Source organism: Asanoa sp. NPDC049573 (assembly GCF_040676615.1).
Lineage (GTDB): Bacteria > Actinomycetota > Actinomycetes > Mycobacteriales > Micromonosporaceae > Asanoa.
In genome coordinates this window covers 264,038-278,036 of sequence record NZ_JBFAPI010000007.1, presented here as the reverse complement: position 1 = coordinate 278,036, position 13,999 = coordinate 264,038, and the positions used below count along the sequence as shown (strand labels likewise).

At 69.5% G+C, this 13,999-nt stretch carries 15 protein-coding genes and 1 pseudogene; 11 read left to right on the top strand and 5 right to left on the bottom strand.

Going from position 1 to position 13,999, the window contains the following annotated elements:
• Nucleotides 1-62 precede the first annotated feature (62 nt).
• Nucleotides 63-1,085, top strand: a complete 1,023-nt coding sequence (locus AB0J74_RS18795) for a serine hydrolase (RefSeq protein ID WP_363449437.1) — start codon at nucleotides 63-65, stop codon at nucleotides 1,083-1,085.
• 8 nt (nucleotides 1,086-1,093) lie between these two features.
• On the opposite strand, the gene AB0J74_RS18790 is transcribed toward AB0J74_RS18795, so the two are convergent.
• Complete coding sequence (locus tag AB0J74_RS18790; protein WP_363449435.1) at nucleotides 1,094-2,029, bottom strand: DMT family transporter; 936 nt, start codon at nucleotides 2,027-2,029, stop codon at nucleotides 1,094-1,096.
• A gap of 120 nt (nucleotides 2,030-2,149) precedes the next feature.
• On the opposite strand from AB0J74_RS18790, the gene AB0J74_RS18785 reads away from it, so the two are divergent.
• Nucleotides 2,150-2,992, top strand: coding sequence for a metallophosphoesterase family protein (locus AB0J74_RS18785; protein WP_363449433.1), 843 nt, complete (start codon nucleotides 2,150-2,152; stop codon nucleotides 2,990-2,992).
• Between the two features lie 141 nt (nucleotides 2,993-3,133).
• Entirely contained in the window at nucleotides 3,134-3,715 is a 582-nt protein-coding gene (locus AB0J74_RS18780) for a helix-turn-helix domain-containing protein (RefSeq protein WP_363449431.1), read from the top strand.
• A 436-nt stretch (nucleotides 3,716-4,151) separates the two neighbouring features.
• Here the strand turns inward: AB0J74_RS18780 and AB0J74_RS18775 are convergent, their stop codons facing one another.
• Nucleotides 4,152-4,529 (bottom strand): VOC family protein, encoded by a 378-nt coding sequence (locus AB0J74_RS18775; protein WP_363449429.1) that lies wholly within the window; start codon nucleotides 4,527-4,529, stop codon nucleotides 4,152-4,154.
• Between the two features lie 735 nt (nucleotides 4,530-5,264).
• Here AB0J74_RS18775 and AB0J74_RS18770 point away from each other — a divergent pair.
• Nucleotides 5,265-5,396: pseudogene (locus tag AB0J74_RS18770) on the top strand (IS5/IS1182 family transposase); the annotation flags it as partial.
• 125 nt (nucleotides 5,397-5,521) lie between these two features.
• On the opposite strand, the gene AB0J74_RS18765 reads toward AB0J74_RS18770, so the two are convergent.
• Nucleotides 5,522-5,938, bottom strand: a complete 417-nt coding sequence (locus AB0J74_RS18765; RefSeq protein WP_363449427.1) for a transposase family protein — start codon at nucleotides 5,936-5,938, stop codon at nucleotides 5,522-5,524.
• Between the two features lie 66 nt (nucleotides 5,939-6,004).
• Complete coding sequence (locus AB0J74_RS18760; protein ID WP_363449425.1) at nucleotides 6,005-6,706, bottom strand: carbon-nitrogen hydrolase family protein; 702 nt, start codon at nucleotides 6,704-6,706, stop codon at nucleotides 6,005-6,007.
• A gap of 277 nt (nucleotides 6,707-6,983) precedes the next feature.
• Here AB0J74_RS18760 and AB0J74_RS18755 point away from each other — a divergent pair, with 277 nt between their 5' ends.
• The 7 genes from AB0J74_RS18755 (at nucleotide 6,984) to AB0J74_RS18725 (ending at nucleotide 12,683) form a co-directional block, all read left to right on the top strand.
• The gene (locus AB0J74_RS18755) at nucleotides 6,984-7,499 is read left to right on the top strand and encodes a hypothetical protein (protein WP_363449423.1); all 516 of its coding nucleotides are present in this window, start codon (nucleotides 6,984-6,986) and stop codon (nucleotides 7,497-7,499) included.
• A gap of 202 nt (nucleotides 7,500-7,701) precedes the next feature.
• Nucleotides 7,702-8,418 carry an alpha/beta fold hydrolase gene (locus tag AB0J74_RS18750; protein ID WP_363449421.1) on the top strand — a complete coding sequence of 239 codons (717 nt, stop codon included), beginning with the start codon at nucleotides 7,702-7,704 and terminating at the stop codon, nucleotides 8,416-8,418.
• Nucleotides 8,419-8,522: 104 nt separating this feature from the next.
• A complete protein-coding gene (locus AB0J74_RS18745) occupies nucleotides 8,523-9,740 on the top strand; it encodes an FIST N-terminal domain-containing protein (RefSeq protein WP_363449419.1) in 1,218 nt (405 codons plus the stop codon).
• A 1-nt stretch (nucleotide 9,741) separates the two neighbouring features.
• Nucleotides 9,742-11,211 carry a sensor domain-containing diguanylate cyclase gene (locus tag AB0J74_RS18740; protein ID WP_363449417.1) on the top strand — a complete coding sequence of 490 codons (1,470 nt, stop codon included), beginning with the start codon at nucleotides 9,742-9,744 and terminating at the stop codon, nucleotides 11,209-11,211.
• Between the two features lie 19 nt (nucleotides 11,212-11,230).
• The gene (locus AB0J74_RS18735) at nucleotides 11,231-11,863 is read left to right on the top strand and encodes a class I SAM-dependent methyltransferase (protein ID WP_363449415.1); all 633 of its coding nucleotides are present in this window, start codon (nucleotides 11,231-11,233) and stop codon (nucleotides 11,861-11,863) included.
• Between the two features lie 17 nt (nucleotides 11,864-11,880).
• Nucleotides 11,881-12,204: a metalloregulator ArsR/SmtB family transcription factor gene (locus tag AB0J74_RS18730; protein ID WP_363449413.1), complete on the top strand. Its 324-nt coding sequence runs from the start codon at nucleotides 11,881-11,883 to the stop codon at nucleotides 12,202-12,204.
• Nucleotides 12,201-12,683 carry an SRPBCC family protein gene (locus tag AB0J74_RS18725; protein WP_363449411.1) on the top strand — a complete coding sequence of 161 codons (483 nt, stop codon included), beginning with the start codon at nucleotides 12,201-12,203 and terminating at the stop codon, nucleotides 12,681-12,683. Before AB0J74_RS18730 ends, AB0J74_RS18725 begins: the two co-directional genes overlap by 4 nt.
• A gap of 27 nt (nucleotides 12,684-12,710) precedes the next feature.
• Here the strand turns inward: AB0J74_RS18725 and AB0J74_RS18720 are convergent, their stop codons facing one another.
• Nucleotides 12,711-13,895, bottom strand: coding sequence for an ROK family transcriptional regulator (locus AB0J74_RS18720; RefSeq protein WP_363449409.1), 1,185 nt, complete (start codon nucleotides 13,893-13,895; stop codon nucleotides 12,711-12,713).
• Between the last annotated feature and the right edge of the window lie 104 nt (nucleotides 13,896-13,999).

The window sequence follows — 13,999 nt, the reverse complement described above, 5'->3', positions numbered from 1 at the left end:
TTGGTTCTCGGCGGCACGCATGGCACCGCCGGCGGGCCACCGCTCGATGGAAGGTGACGAGGTTGACGAGCACCGTGAGTCGCAGGGCCGCATTGGGCATCGGGGGTGCCGTCACGGCGGGAGCGGTCCTGGGAATGACCGAGCCGGCCGGGGCGGCCCCACGCGGCGGCGCCCCCGACGACCCCGACCAGCCGGTTGGGTCGCCTCGTGACAAGGTGGCGGTGGCATACCGGTCGGAGCGGGCCAAGGCCGGCGGCAACTGGTACGCGTATGTCACGGTTGCCGGCGGGAGCGGCGTGGCGCAGGTCGCGGTCGCGGAGAACGCCGACACGGTCGTCGAGGCCTACAGCGTCAACAAGATTGCGGTCGCCACCGCTGTCCTCGACAAGGTCGACCGGGGCCTTCTCACGCTCGACCAACGCCTCGAGGTCACCGCGGCGATCGTCGTGCCCGGCGGCGACGGAATCTTCAGCTTGGACAGCGCCTATCCCAGCTCCGTCACCATAGGCCACGTGCTGGCCGCGTTGCTCACCGTCTCTGACGACACCGCCGTGCGCCTCTGTGGCCTCGTCTGCCCGGCCGCGGAGCTCAACCAGATCCTCGTCGCCAAGGGATTCCCGAAGACCCAGGTAGAGCCCGTCGCGAACCCCAACCGCTTCTTCCTCGGCACCAGCACCGCACGGGAAACGCACCGCATGCTGCAGGCCCTGGTTGGCGGCACGCTGCTCTCCCCCGCCTCCACCAGTTATCTGCTCAGCGTGCTGCGTTCGCCGATCGCTTTCACCGACGGCATCCGACGCACGATGTCATCGGACGAGCGTGCCCGGATCGCCACCAAGGCCGGCTGGTTCGCCGACGCACGGCATGAAGCCGGCATCATCTTCAACCCGGGCGGCTCCCCGGTGCTCACCTACGTCCTGTTCGCCGACGGCCAGGCCGACGCCGACAACTTCGGAGCGACCCACCCGACCCTGCAGGCCCGCGCCGCCATGGGCCCGAGATTCCTGGCGGCCGTCGACGGCGTCACCACCGTTGCCGGGACCGTCCACCGAGGACGAAGGCAGCGGCCCAGCAACGGCGGCTGACCCGAGAATCAGCTCAGCTGCACGAGCACCGAGCCGATCAGGAGAACGGCCAGACCGCCGAGGCGGGCCGGCGTCAGCCGCCGGCTCGGCAGGCGGAAGAGGCCGAACTGGTCGATCGCGGCGGACGCGACCTGCTGCCCGGTCACGGTCAACGCGACTGTGGTCGCCGCACCGATGACGGGGATGAGCAGGAACGTGGCCGTGACGTAGCTTGCCGCGGCCGCTCCGCCGAGCCACCCCCACCAGGGCATGCCGCGTAGGGGCCGCAGCTGGGGCTTAGGGGTGCGCTTGAGGGCGAGCAGCGCCAGCAGGACGACGGCGATGGTCGCGGTCGCCACCGTGAAGCTGACGAGTGCAACGGTGAACGGCTGCTCGACCTCCCGGCGCAGTGCCGCGTTGACGGCACCCTGGATGGGCAGCACCGCCCCAGCGACGAGGCCCAGCGCGATCCAACCGGCTTGGACCGGCGAGCGGCTCGAGGCGGTCGCGTTGCCCGTCGCGCCCTGGCCGCGGATGACCGCCGTGATACCGGTCAGCACGGCAAGCGCGCCGATCACCACGCCGGCCGTGACGGGTTTGTGCGGCACGCCGAGCAGTCCGCCGAAGTCCAAGGCCAACGATGCGAGCACCTGGCCGGTGACGAACAGACCGACAGATGCCAACGCGCCGAGCCGCGGGAACAGCAGGATGGCACTGGTGATGTAGACCGGGCTGGCGATGCCGCCGAGCAGCTTCCAGGGTGCGACCCCGGAAAGATCGGCCAGCGCGCCGAGCTGGCCAGCGGCACCAGCCACGGCCAGCAGGAGCAGTGCCGCGACAGCGAGCTGGACGGTGGATGCGCCGTACGGCGTGCCGATCGCCTTTGTCAGCTGAAGATTGACCGACGCTTGGACGGCCAGAAGCCCCCCAACCGCGACGGCCGTCAAAAGGAAGATGGCTTCCATCTCTGCCCCCATCTGGACGCTGGGTCCGGTTAACATCAGACTTAAGCGGACGTGACGTCCAGTTATTCCACCGCTGGCCTTGTGACGCCGATCACCCGCCTCAGATCGACGAGGAGAACCATGACGGACGCATTCGCCCGGGTCGCAGGCACCAGAGCCACCCTCCGGGAGGCGCGAATTCCGCGGGCCACCGCCACCTCGGTGGCGCTGCTGTCGGACGTGCACGCCAACGTCCACGCGTTGCGGGCGGTGCTCGACGAGATCGACCGCTCGTCGGTCGACCTGGTCGTGCTCGCGGGCGACACGACCTGGGGAACGTTTCCGACGGAGACGGTGATGATGCTGCGGGACCTACAGCGCCGCATTCCCACCATGCTGGTGCGCGGCAATGCCGACCGGGCCGTGGTCGAGCTGACCGACGGCCTGCGGCAACCGGAAACCGACCGGGACACCTGGATGCGGGACCGGCACAGCACCGCCGACGTCGACTTCCTCCGCGATGCGGTGTTCCAGGTCGACGTGGACGTAGCCGGCGTCGGACGCATACGGATTTGCCACGGTTCGCCGCGGGCCGACATCGAGGCGCTGACCCCACGCACGCCGTTGGCCAGAATCGCGGCCGCGGTGGACGGCGTTGAGGCCGACATTCTCGTCACCGGCCACACCCACCTGCAGTTCGACCGGGCTCTGGCAGGCGTCGGCCGGCTGACCCGCCACATCAACCCGGGCAGCGTGGGTCTCCCCTACCACGCCGGCGAGCCCGGAGCGCGCTGGGCACGGATCGGCTCCGGCGCGGCGGATCCCCTACAGCTGTTCATCACCGCCTACGACCTGGATGCCCACCTGGCCGCGCTCGCCGACAGCGACGACCCGGCACGGGATCGGATCAGCCAGCTACTCCGCGTCGCTCCGACTCCCGACGAGCTGATCGAACACGCCGAGGCGCTGGTCTTCTCCGACTGACCCACACCAGGCCGGACGGTGGCGCCCGCCGAGGTTGGTTGGCAGGTCGACCAAGCCTTCCTGGCGCGGGCACATTGGCCGATGAGATCCGGCACGTGGCCCGTGGCCTGCGGGCCCGGGCCGGGGCGTTAGGCTGGCGTCGTGGTCGCGCGTGAGCGAGCAGATGCGGCGCGCAACCGGATGCGCATCCTGGACGCTGCCGATGAACTGTTCGCGCGGTTGGACCCCACCGAGGTCACCATGGAGGGGATCGCCAAGGCGGCCGGGGTCGGCAAGGGCACGCTCTATCGCCGTTACCCGACCCGGGAGGCCATCGCCGTCGCTCTCCTCGACGAGCACGAGCGCAGACTGCAGGAGCAACTGATGACGGCGGCGCCGCCGTTGGGCCCGGGCGCCTCCCCGGCGGCCCGTATGCGAGCTTTCTACGGCGCCATGGTCGACCTCCTCGACCGGCATGGTCACCTGGCGCTGGCCGCCGAAACGGGCGCCAAACGGTTCTCGACAGGCGCGTACGGATTCTGGCGTGCCCATGTCGGTTCACTGCTCGACGCCGCCGGCCTCCAGCGTGAACGCGCCGCCCTGGTCGACACCCTGCTGGCCCCGTTGGCCCCCGAGGTGTTCCATCAGCAGAGCAAGGTGCTCGGCCTGGGTCGGAATCGGATCATCGCCGGGCTCGAACTCGTCGCCGACGGCGTGTTCGCCCAGGCGCCGCAGCCTCGATAACCGACGGTGGCCGGGCTCGTGCCGGTCGGTGGGCCGCCACCCACGTCCATCCTTGCCAGGCACGGTGGCGATCGTGACCTTGCCACGCACACCCAGGTGCTCGAGCAAGACGCGCAGTGAGCCATTTTCATCGTGGTCCCGGGTTGTAGACGCCCAGGTCAACGGCGACGTGCCGGTGCTCCATGTAGGACGGGGCTCCCGGTAAGACAGCAGTGGATTGAAACGACAGCCCAGCCCGAGAGTCGCGTTGCTTAGCCATGCTGCCTCGGTCAGGCGCAGCTGGGCCCGCCTGGGCGATCTGGTCCAAGCTCGGCGTGCCAAGCTTGGCGGAGGGCGGAGTGACTGACAGCGCGGGGTCACCGTCTCGTTGGGCACCCCTCAGGGCGCGATGGCATCAGTCCCGACCTGCGCCTCAACTGAAGCCTGGCCGTTGCAGTCACGACACGCAGAGGCAGAACTCGTTGCCCTCCGGGTCCTGCCAGACTTGCCAGAGGTCCTCCTGCATCTCGTCGACCGGGGTCGCGCCAAGTTCGCGGGCGCGGGCGACCGCTGCGGCGAAGTCGTCAGCAACCAGATCGAAATGGATCCGATTCTTGCTGGTCTTCCGCTCGGGAACCAACTGTAGGGCGAGGTGGGGGCCGAGGCTGATCCAGTGGCTCTCCCGGCGCGTGACTTCGACTTCGAGCATGCCGCACCAAAACTCGGCGAGTAGGTCGAGGTCGTTGACGTCGATGACGATGCCGTTTATCCGGATGCCCATGCCGTTCCCTCCGCCACGGTGGTCGACCAGCACCCAACATAACTGCACATCCACAAGCTGTAAGACAAAGGCTGTCTGAATGACGTGAGGTGCTCAGGCTGGCTACGCGACTTCCGCGCCCGCGAGGTCACAAGGAGGCGACGGATCGAGACCCACGGCGAGCTGCCGAGCCGTTTCTGCTCGCCGCGCAGCGGCTGGACAGCCCCATGGATTGTTCGCATCGTGGTTGGCGCGCCAGGTGACAACCCCGCTAGGCTTGCGCACGTGGAACGGCTAAAGGTCGAGGTCTTGGTTCCCCACAACCATGTTGAAGCTGTGCTGGCAGCTCTGCATGCCGCCGGAGCCGGCGCGATCGGTGCCTACGATCACTGTGTGAGCTTGTCGCGAGTGGACGGTCGATGGAGGCCTCTACCCGGATCTTCGCCTTACCTCGGCCAGATCGGCGCAGTCATGCACGGATCGGAGACTAAGCTGGAATCTACATGCGACGTCGATCAAGCGCGCGGAGTCGTCGACGCGGTTCGTGCGGTGCATCCGTACGAGGAGCCGGTAATTCATCTGCTGCCACTGTATGACCTTGCGTAGACAACAGATGCTGGCTGCGGCTGCGCCCCCAGCACGAACTGCCGGCTGGCGCCGCGGCGCGTCGGTGCTCCATATAGGATGAAGCTCCTGGTCGGACTGCAATGGACCAAACGACTGCCCTGTCCAGAAGCTCCGTCGCTTACCTATGCTGCCAGCACTCCGCTGTTTACCCCGTAGCCTGACCACCTGACCAGCATGATCACAGAACGCCGGACGGTGATCTCGCGATGGCGCAGGCTGTCGGCTTGCCGGCGGGCGCTGCTGGTCTTGGCCCACCGGCGCAACGGCGACACCCTGGCCCGGCTCGCGGCCGGCTTCGGCGTCGGAATCTCGACCGTGGCGGGTAGGTGCGGGTACGCCTCGACCTGGTCGCCGTGGCGGTCCACAGCCTCAAGCGGATTATGGCCGGCCGCACTGGCGTAGGTGATCCTGAACGGCACGCTGATCAGTGAGCCTTCATCTCATCCTGCGTAGCGGTTGGCTTCGACGTGATGCAGGACGAGGATGGCAAGCACGATCGCGGTGGCGCGGCGTGGGCGGCAGCGCAGCTTGGCGAGGATCAAAGTGCCGTCCAAAATCGTGTACGCCAACCGGCGGATCCGCTGCATGGCGGTGGCCATATCGTCGGCGGCCGCACGGAGCAGGTCGATCGCTTCCTGCACATAGCGCCAGGCGGTGGCGACGCCGACCTCGAACCCGGCGGCAAGGCGAGCCAGGGTGTCACCGTTGCGAAGGTGGGCCAGGGCGGGCAGGGCCTGCCGTCCCGGGTCGAGACGGCGCCATCGGGACCGTTGCTGCTTACGGTGGCCGCGGATGCGGCCTGCGAGGTGGTTCAGCGTCCGGCTGGACAACGAGATCGTGGACGGGTAGGACAGCACAGGCGAGGCTTCCGGGTTTAGCCCGCCTTCATGCGCTCCGAGCTGCAAGATCAGGTTGAAAAAGGCTCAGTGCTCCTGACCGACGAAAACCGCGGACGCCAGATCGTCTGGCTTTTCGCCGGCCTCGGCGAGAACTGCTCCGCGTGGGTCCCAGATGCCCGAGCGACCCGACGTCCGATCGAATCCGCCCCCGGTCGGGCCGGCGAATGCGGCGGTCGCGACCCATACCCGGTGTTCGGCCGCGACCCGCTGGGCGCGCAAGCCATGCACCCGTGCGTCACGTTCGGCGTGCACGACGCCAGCCACGTACGCGTGGATCCCCAGCGCCGCGGTTGCCGCGGCGTGGTCAGGCACGCCGGTGTCACGGCAGATCGCCAACCCCAGCCGCCAGCCGTCGACCTCTAGCACGGTCGGCCGCCCCGGCTTGAACCTGTCGGTCTCGTCGCCGTACAGATGCACCTTCCCGTACGCAACCCGCGCACCCTGCGCGTCGACGGCGAGGATGCCGATATGCGGGCCCGGCACCGGCGCGCCGACCAGCGCGATGGCGCCGGTCGCGGCACAGGCGGCAACGATCGGAGCCAGGCTCGGGTCGCCGGGGTCGACCAGCGCCGCGTCGAGTTCGTACCCCGTCAACGACAACTCCGGGAACACCACCACCCGCGCGTGGGCAGCCCGGATCGCTTCCGCGTGGGCAAGGGCGTTGGCCGGAACGTCGTACGCCGCGCAACGTGGTTGGGCGACGGCGATACGCAGTGTCTGTCTCAATCGAGCTCCTGGTCAATCTCCGGCCACCAGCCCTGGCGGCTGGTTGTCCCCAGCCTGCGGTGGCGAGGCCATTCATTGTGATTCATAGTCGTCCGACCAGAGTGGAGCCCGGGCAGGGTCGCGCCCGCGTCCGGCGCCGGGCGGTCAACTGCCCGAACGAATCCGGTCAATGCCGAACATCGATCTCTCTTGTCACCATCACGGGTGTCCTATTCGATCGATCTAGGCGCTGACCGGGTCGGATTGCCGGTCAGGCCACGACCGGAAGGTGGGACGAATGAGACTGCGAAACTGGGTTGTCACCTCGGTGACCGCGGTAGCGCTCGGTGCCGGCGGCTTCGTGATGCCTGCGGGGGCGACCGCCCGGACGGCTCCGGACGCCTCGACGTTGGCGGCCCTCCAGTGCTATCCCAACACCAAGAACTTCAAGCGGGCGAACTCTACGGTGCAGAAGACCGTCACCATCAACCTGTGCGTGCAGCGGATCGGCACCAGCGGGTTGCGCGCGTACGCCGACATCTCGATGGAGAACAAGACCGGAACGGCCGACATCGTCTACGACGCCACGCTGAACGTGCGCTTGGAGCACAACGACGACGTGATCGAGTCCTCCGCGGAAAGCATGGGCTATGAGATCAACGACGATTACGACTACTACTGGATCGCCTCCACCGATGAGTTCAGCTCGCCGTTGACGGGCGGGTGGTCCGCCGACGGCGTCGTCTACTACGACATCGTCGGAGATGGCAAGGGCACCCAGACCTGGGAACTGCACGGCTCCCCGACCATATGACCGGCGCGGACCGGCGACAGGGTCGTCGTCGGTCCGTCCGCCCTGGCGTTGGCGGGAGACGGGCATCCCTTGGCAATCTATCGGTAGCAAGCCACAACTCGACCTAGCGACACTTTCTCCAGGCGGCGGGTTCCGGTCACGCGAAGCGCCCCACCGAACAAACCGTCACCGAGGCGGCGGCCTGAGGGAGAAGGAGAGACACATGGCGACTTTCGTACTTGTGCCCGGCGCTTGGAAAGGCTCTTGGTCGTTTGAGGCTGTAGTTCCGCTACTGGAGCGTGCCGGTCACACCGCTCACGCCCTGACCCTGACCGGTTTACGGCCCGACGAGGACGACGCGACGATCGCGAGCGCCAACCTCGACACGCACGCCGGCGACGTATTGCGGCTGCTCGACCGCGCCCACATCACCGGCGTGACGCTGGTCGGCCACAGCTACGCCGGGATGGTGATCGCGGCCGCCGCGGATCGCGCTGGCGGCCGGGTCTCGCGACTGGTGCATCTCGACGCCTACGTACCGCGCGATGGCGAGTCGTGCTGGTCGTCGACGAACCAGCATTTCCGGGAACTGTTCGCCGCCGGCGCGGCGGCCACCGGCTACACCGTCCAGCCGCCGGGCGGCGGCGATCCCCGCCGCCGTCCCCATCCCCTCGCCTCGTTCCTGCAAACGATCCGGCTCACCGGCGCACACGAACGGGTCCCGCGCCGAGAGTTCGTCTACTGCTCCGGATGGGACCGCACACCCTTCGCCGACCTCCGGGCCAGGCTTGACGCCGACCCGGGCTGGCAGGTCCACGACCTGCCGACCGGCCACGACGCGATGCACGAAGCCCCAGAGGCCGTCGCCGCGCTGCTGCTGGCCGAGCGCCCGGCTCCGGCCGCGTCGGGGTCCCATCCGCCGGCGCCGACCCCGTCGTAGAGCGCGCTCGCCGCCGCGGTAGGTCCAGCCCCCGCCTGCGGCGCCGAACGGTTCGGCCGGACTGGCGACGAAATGCCTGGTAGTACGGTATTAACCGGGAACCAATGCCGACCGAAGCCCCGCAAATAGGGTGTGAGGTGCGAGTCTTGGACGAAGAGGTTCACAACCGGCGCTGGTTGGGCGTCGGCCGGAGTACTCTGACCGATTCCGGCGCGGCGGCGATCGAGGCCGTGAGCGAGGCGCGGACCGGACCCGACCCGAAGCTCTTGGTCGTGTTCGCGGCCATCACCCATGACACCGCCGCGGTGCTGGCCGGTGTCGCGCAGGCCGCGCCAGGGGTGCCCGTCATCGGGTGCACCACGCACGGTGAGATCGGCGCCGGCGGGCCCGCCGATGGCACGGTCACGGTGGCCGCGCTCGGCGGCGCGGGGCTGGATATCGCCGTCTGCGCGGCCGAGCACGTCTCCGGCCGCCAGGGCGGCGCGGGTTACGAGGTCGCGGGCTGCATGCGGGACGTCGCGCAGCCGCACCGGGTGCTGATGCTGCTCACCGACGGCCTGGTCCGCGATCAGGAGAGCATCGTGCGCGGCAGTTATCGCGCGCTGGGCGCGGGCACCCCGCTGTTCGGTGGGGCCGCTGCTGACGGCTGGCGGATGAGCGGGGCATACCTCTTCAAGGACGGGCGCGTGCTCACCGACGCGGTGATCGGCGTGGCCATCGCGTCCGAGGCGCCGATCGCGGTGGGGGTCGGCCATGGGTACCACACGGTCGGTCAGCCGATGATCGTGACCCGCGCTGCCGACGGGCGCGTGCTGACTCTCGACGACCGGCCGGCGCTCGATGTCTACCTGGAACGGCTGAACGCGCCACCGGAGGCGTACACGGACCCGTCGGCGTTCACCGCTTTCGTGCTGCCGCGGCCCCTCGGCGTGCAACGGCGCAGCGGCGTCGAGGCGCGCAACCTCTCCACCGAGGTCGACCTCGAGGGCCGGTCCATCGGCGGCGGCGGTGCGATCGACCCGGGCGGCCTGACGTGGGTGATGACCGGCGACGAGGAGTCCATTTTGGACGCGGTGGATGCGGTGTGCCGGGACACGCTGGATCGGCTCGACGGGAACGAGCCGATCGGCATGCTCACGTTCAGCTGTGCCGCGCTGCGCGCGGTGCTGGGCGACGACGGGATCCGGCGCGAATGCGACCGCTTGGAGCGGTGGGCCGGCACGATGCCGTTCGCGGGCTTCTACACGTACGGCGAGATCGCCCGCAATCACGGTATCGACGGGTTCCACAACCAGACGCTCGCCGTGCTGGCCCTGAGCTGACATGGCCGGAACCGCCGAGTCGCTCTACATCCAGCAGCTGGTGGAACTGCTGGCCGTGGTGTCCTCCTCCACCGACGAGGCGTCCGCTGTCCAGAACGCGGTCGAGCGCTCCGCGCAGGCGCTGGAAGCGGAGGTCGCCGCCGCGGTCATCGACGGGGAGGTCGTGGCGTCGATCGGGTTTCCGCCCGGCGCCGTCCCGCAGGAGGCGATCGTCGCGATGACCCGGCAGCAGCACTCCGAATTGGACGTTCCCGGGCTGGGCGGCTGTCCCGCGGTGACCGCGTCCTGGGCCGGAAGCCACCCAGGCCACCTCGTGCTGGCCCGCTGGGGCGCGCCGTTTCAGGTCGAGGAGCAGAACCTGGTCCGCGGCATGGCCCGGGTGCTGGAGCTGACCCTGACGATGCTGCGGACGCTGGTCGCCGAGCACGCCATGCGCGAGTCGTTGCAGGAGCGGCAGCGGCTGCTCGAGCATCTGTCCGCGATCCAGCGCGCGATCTCCCACCGCGAGGACCTCCAGCACATCCTCGACACCATCACCGCCGGTGCCCGCGATCTGCTCGGCGACGAGATCGGGCTGCTGTGGGTACGCGACGAGCCGGACTCGGGCCAGGCCCGGTTGGCGGCCGCGGCCGGCACGCGGCCCATCGACCCGGCTGAGCGCCCCGTGGTCGACCTCACCGCCTCGTCGCCGGCGGGTGAGGCGATGGTCACCGACCGCGCGGCCGTGCGGCACGGCCAGGAGCTCCAGTCCCGGATGCTGAAACGGCTCGGCCCCCGCACGGTGCACGCCTCGATGGCCGCCCCCGTGCACGACAGCGGCGTACTGACCGGCGCCCTGGTCGTGGCGTCCTGCGACACGAACCGCAGGTACACACCCGCCGACGAACAGACCCTGAGCGCCTTCGCGGAGAACGTCAGCCTGGCCCTGACCGACGCCAACACGCTGGTGCGCATGCGCCAGGCGCACCACGACCCGCTGACCGGCCTGGCCAGCCGCGGCCTGTTCCTCGAGCAGTTGTCGCAACAGCTGGCGATCGCGGACGCGGACGGCCGGAAGCTGGCGGTGCTGTTCCTGGATTTGGACCGGTTCAAGGACATCAACGACTCGCTCGGGCACGCCGCGGGCGACCAGCTGCTCACCCTGACGGCGGGCCGGATCACCGCGCAGCTGCGCGCAGGCGACACGGCGTCGCGCTTCGGTGGCGACGAGTTCGCGGTGCTGCTCACCCGGGTCGACGGTCCGCGGGACGCCGCCACCGTGGCACGGGGCATCGTGACCGCGCTGGCCGAACCGATGCGCGTGGCCCAGCGTTGGCTGCGGGTCGGCGCCAGCGTCGGCGTCGCGCTCAGTGGGACCGACGGGCATGAACCCACCGAACTCCTGGCCCGCGCCGACCTGGCCATGTACGAGGCCAAACACCGCGGCACCGGCGGGTACGCCCTCTACCGCGAAACCGTCCGGGGCGATTGAACGAGGACGGCCGTACGGCATGCGACGCTGGGGTGTGGGAGATGTTCGCACGCACTGGGAGAACCTGTACGCACGCCGGTCGGTCTCCGCGCTGAGCTGGTACGAGCCCACAGCAGACCAGTCACTCGCGTTCGTCGCCGAAGCCGGCCTGGCCGCCGACGCCGCCATCATCGACGTCGGCGCGGGGGCGAGCGTGCTCGTCGACCAGCTGCTGCGGGCCGGGTATCGCGATGTGACCGCGCTGGATGTCGCCGGGGACGCCCTGGCGGTCAGCCGCGAGCGGCTGGGCACGGACGCGGACCGGGTCGACTGGATCGTCTGCGACCTGCTCACCTGGCAACCAAACCGCCGATTCCAGCTGTGGCACGACCGGGCGGTCTTCCACTTCCTCACCGACCCCGCCGACCGCGACCGCTACCGGCAGGTCCTGCGGCGCGCGCTCGCCCCAGCAGGCCACGTCGTGGTCGGCGCCTTCGCCGAGGACGGCCCGACCCGGTGTTCCGGCCTACCCACCGCCCGCTACGCCATCGATGAACTGGCCGCCGAGTTCACGGACCTTCGCCTGGTGGACGCGGTCAGGAACGAGCACCACACGCCCGGCGGCGGGGTGCAGCCGTTCAACTGGGTGCTTCTTGACTACCGAGGAGCGTAAGCTGTAGCTTACCGTTCGTGGAGACTTACCAAGTCGGTGACGGCTGGGACGCACTGGGCGACCCGACCCGGCGCGCCATCCTCGCCTGCCTGGCCGACCGGCCACGGGCCGTCGGAGAGATCGCGGCGGAGCTACCGATCAGCCGCCCGGCCGTGTCCCAGCACCTGAAGGTGCTCAAGGACGCCGGACTGGTCACCGACCGCGCGGCCGGCACCCGGCGGGTCTATCGACTCAATCCCGCGGGCGTGGCCGCCCTGCGCGACCAGCTCGACACGTTTTGGAATCGCGCCCTCGCGGCCTACCAGGACGTCACCGACCAACCAACCGAGGAGAGCTCATGACGCAGGCAGCACCCGCGATCGTCCGCCGGCAGGTCGTCGTCGAGGCCCCGATCGAGCGTGCCTTCGACGTGTTCACCGCACGGTTCGGCGACTTCAAACCACGGGAACACAACCTGCTCGGCGTGGAGATCGCGGAGACCGTGTTCGAACCGAAGGTCGGCGGCCACATCTACGACCGCGGCGTCGACGGCAGCGAGTGTCGCTGGGCGCGCGTCCTGGCGTTCGAACCACCGGCGCGCGTGGTCTTCAGCTGGGACATCGGCCCAACCTGGCAGGTCGAGACCGACCCGGACAACACCAGCGAGGTCGAGGTCCAGTTCATCGCCGAAACCCCGAACCGCACCCGGGTAGAACTCGAGCACCGGCACATCGACCGGCACGGCCCCGGCTGGGAGTCCGTCAGCGACGGCGTCGGCCACGACCAGGGATGGCCGCTCTACCTGGCCCGGTATGCCGCCCTCCTTGCCGATAGGAGCTGAACCGCACCGATCACTGTGGACACGACGCTACCCTCGCCGGGATGCGTCGAGGAGGTGCTCCGTGCGGACCAGGGCCGCGGCTCCCTTCAGGTGTGCCGATGCGCCCAGCGACCCTGACGAGATCTTGACCGAGGCAGCCATCATCGGCGGGGTGTACTGGTCCACCGCCTCCCGGATGCCGTCCGCGATCACGTCGGAGGCGGCTCCCAGGGTGGAGTCCACGACGATCGCCTGAGGGTCGAGGAACACGACGAAGTCGGCGATGCGGCGCCCGAGGGAGCGGCCGAATCCGCGGAGCGCCCGCATGATTTCGAGCTCTCCCGAGGCGGCCGCCGCGTCGAGATCGCTGACCGTGAAGGTCCGTCCGTGTGCCGCGGCCAGTTCGCCGAGCAACGCCGGAATGCTGGTGGTCTGCCAGAAGCAGCCGCGGGCACCGCACTCGCACAGCTGCCCGCCGTCGTCGACGTGGAGGTGACCGACCTCTCCCGCCAGCCGCGAGCCGCCACGGTGGAGCCTGCCCCCGATGACCAGACCAGCCCCGGTCCCGTGGGTGAGCGACACATGCAGCACGGTGTGCAGGCCTGCTACGTCGCCGTACACGGCCTCGCCGAGCGCCGCCAGATTGGCATCGTTCTCGCAGAAGACGGGGCGGTCGAGAAATTCGCCGATGACGTCCGCGGCGGGTCGACCATCCCAATGCCGAAACCGGCGCAGGTGTGACCCACCGAGCGAGTCGCCGGCGGGCGTTCGGGCGAACATCGACGGGCCGGGCAGCCCGAGGACGGCGAGTTCCACCTGCTGCTGGGTCACCCCGGCGTCGGCGAGAGCACGGTCGAGCAACTCCAGCGCCCCCGCTGCTCCGGTGAGGCCCGCGACGCCGTGCACCGCCGCCAGGACCTCGCCGTCGGGTCGCACCACGCCGGCGAGGGAGCCGTGGGCCGCGGCCAGGACCACGGCGAGCAGGCCGGGCGAGCTCGCAACGGACCAGCCGCGCGCTGGTCGCCCGCGCACCGAGCGGCTCGAGGGATGCTCCACCACGACGCCTGCGGTTCGAAGGCGGTTCAACGCGTGCACGACGCTGCTGCGCGCCGCCGACAACGCGGCGCAAAGCTCGGCGACGGTACGTTGCCGACCGTCGGCCAGAGCCCGGAGGACGGCTCGCTCGGTGCCGGTCAGAACGCCGTCGAGGGCAGCGTCGGGGGTCGCAGGCATAGCCGTAATTTATAGCTGTTTCGTCATAACGGTCTATCGGTGATGCGTCCGCCTCCGCGCGCTCGCCCGGCGTCGACAGTCGCCCGCAGAGACCCCTACATATG

Coding starts and splice junctions, on each gene's coding strand:
- AB0J74_RS18740 (WP_363449417.1), top strand. CDS start 9,742: ATGGCCGGAACCGCCGAGTCGCTCTACATCCAGCAGCTGGTGGAACTG.
- AB0J74_RS18755 (WP_363449423.1), top strand. CDS start 6,984: ATGAGACTGCGAAACTGGGTTGTCACCTCGGTGACCGCGGTAGCGCTC.
- AB0J74_RS18785 (WP_363449433.1), top strand. CDS start 2,150: ATGACGGACGCATTCGCCCGGGTCGCAGGCACCAGAGCCACCCTCCGG.
- AB0J74_RS18790 (WP_363449435.1), bottom strand. CDS start 2,029: ATGGAAGCCATCTTCCTTTTGACGGCCGTCGCGGTTGGGGGGCTTCTG.
- AB0J74_RS18735 (WP_363449415.1), top strand. CDS start 11,231: ATGCGACGCTGGGGTGTGGGAGATGTTCGCACGCACTGGGAGAACCTG.
- AB0J74_RS18720 (WP_363449409.1), bottom strand. CDS start 13,895: ATGCCTGCGACCCCCGACGCTGCCCTCGACGGCGTTCTGACCGGCACC.
- AB0J74_RS18745 (WP_363449419.1), top strand. CDS start 8,523: ATGCCGACCGAAGCCCCGCAAATAGGGTGTGAGGTGCGAGTCTTGGAC.
- AB0J74_RS18725 (WP_363449411.1), top strand. CDS start 12,201: ATGACGCAGGCAGCACCCGCGATCGTCCGCCGGCAGGTCGTCGTCGAG.
- AB0J74_RS18750 (WP_363449421.1), top strand. CDS start 7,702: ATGGCGACTTTCGTACTTGTGCCCGGCGCTTGGAAAGGCTCTTGGTCG.